The sequence below is a fragment of the Pseudomonas sp. SDT291_1_S447 genome (assembly GCF_054070155.1).
The window spans coordinates 1-1,629 of record NZ_JBSVXS010000252.1; the positions used below are offsets into that span (position 1 = coordinate 1).

The following is a 1,629-nucleotide window of genomic DNA, read 5'->3' on the forward strand; positions in this document are numbered from 1 at the left end:
CCAGTCGACGCAAATATTGACTGACACACCGCTATCGCGAGCAGGCTCACTCCTACAGGGGATCGGTGTTGGAAAGAGGAATCACAGAAAGCACAAAGGGGAGCCGAGGCTCCCCTTTAATTTTGTCGTCGCGTGCTCTTTTTTATTATTGAGGGTCGGTCTGTTGTTGTTTTTGGCAACCGTGGCCCTTTACCGCTGTTTTTGGCGACCCCCATCCGGGGTCAAGAGCAAACGTATTTTTTTGAGCGCTGATCTACTTTCTCGTTAAACGATCCAACCGATTCGGGAGCTACCTGAAGGTAGTTTTATTGTTCTCTGCCCGGTTGCGGGTCACTCCTGAGAGCACCCTGAAAAGCACACCTTCTCCAAAAAAATCTGTTAGCTGCGTCTCTGCCGTGTTGTTTTTGTTATGTCAGAGTCGGTACGTCTTATTTTTATTGGTTTGCTGCTTTTTATTCTTGTTATGCCATAGAGATAGCAGAAGCCGTGCCAACTTTTAAAATCCTTTATAAATCAATTGCTTGAAAATTTAGGCGTTTTTTCACCCCGACGAAACTAGACAATTTGTTTCCGTGTTACTCGCTTGAACCCACATTCCGGACACAGCGGTAACACCTTGTCCCCTCACTGTGCGCTGCGAGCCTTGGCCACGCGCGAACCGCTCGGGCGACCGAGCACCGCGCTGATCTGCTGACCCGCAGCAATCAAGGCGTCCAGGTCGATTCCGGTCTTGATGCCGAGGCCGTTGAGCAGGTACACCACATCTTCGGTAGCAACGTTACCGCTCGCGCCTTTGGCGTACGGGCAGCCGCCGAGGCCCGCGATAGAGCTGTCGAACACCGAAATGCCTTCAAGCAGGCTGGCATAGATATTGGCCATGGCCTGGCCGTAAGTGTCGTGGAAATGCCCGGCCAGTTTTTCTCGTGGCACTTGCGCTGAAACCACTTCGAACAGACGGCGAGTCGCGCCAGCGGTGCCGGTGCCAATGGTGTCTCCGAGCGAAACTTCGTAGCAGCCCATCGCATACAACTCGCGCGCGACCATCGCCACTTGTTCCGGCGCGACCGTGCCTTCATACGGGCAACCGAGCACGCAGGACACGTAACCGCGCACGGTAACGCCGTGCTGTTTCGCCGCTTCCATGATCGGTGCAAAGCGCGCCAGACTTTCGCTGATCGAGCAGTTGATGTTGCGCTGTGAGAACGCCTCAGACGCGGCGGCGAACACCGCGACTTCCTTGACCCCGGCGGCTATGGCGTCTTCGAAGCCGCGCAGGTTCGGCGCCAGTGCACCGTAGGTCACGCCGGGTTTGCGCTGGATTTGTGTGAACACCTCGGCAGAACCGGCCATCTGCGGCACCCATTTCGGTGAGACGAAACTGCCGACTTCTATATAGCCAAGGCCGGCGGCGCTCAAAGCGTCGACCAGTTGCACCTTGTCGGCGACGCTGATCGGTTGGGCTTCGTTCTGCAGGCCATCGCGCGGGCCGACTTCGATCAGGCGTACTTGGGAGGGGAGGGACATGGCGGTTGACCTGCTCTTTTGAATTCGTGGAGAACCCCTGTAGGAGTGAGCCTGCTCGCGATAGCGGTGCGTCAGATAATATTTGTTCGACTGATACACCGCTAT

1 protein-coding gene is annotated in these 1,629 nt (G+C 55.7%); it reads right to left on the reverse strand.

Annotated elements, in window-relative coordinates:
* Nucleotides 1-624 precede the first annotated feature (624 nt).
* Complete coding sequence (locus ACW9IR_RS29290) at nucleotides 625-1,524, reverse strand: hydroxymethylglutaryl-CoA lyase (RefSeq protein ID WP_110719349.1); 900 nt, start codon at nucleotides 1,522-1,524, stop codon at nucleotides 625-627.
* Nucleotides 1,525-1,629: the final 105 nt, after the last annotated feature.

Bases quoted from the DNA above. Each gene is read 5' to 3' on its own strand.
- ACW9IR_RS29290 (WP_110719349.1), bottom strand. From the start codon at position 1,524: ATGTCCCTCCCCTCCCAAGTACGCCTGATCGAAGTCGGCCCGCGCGAT.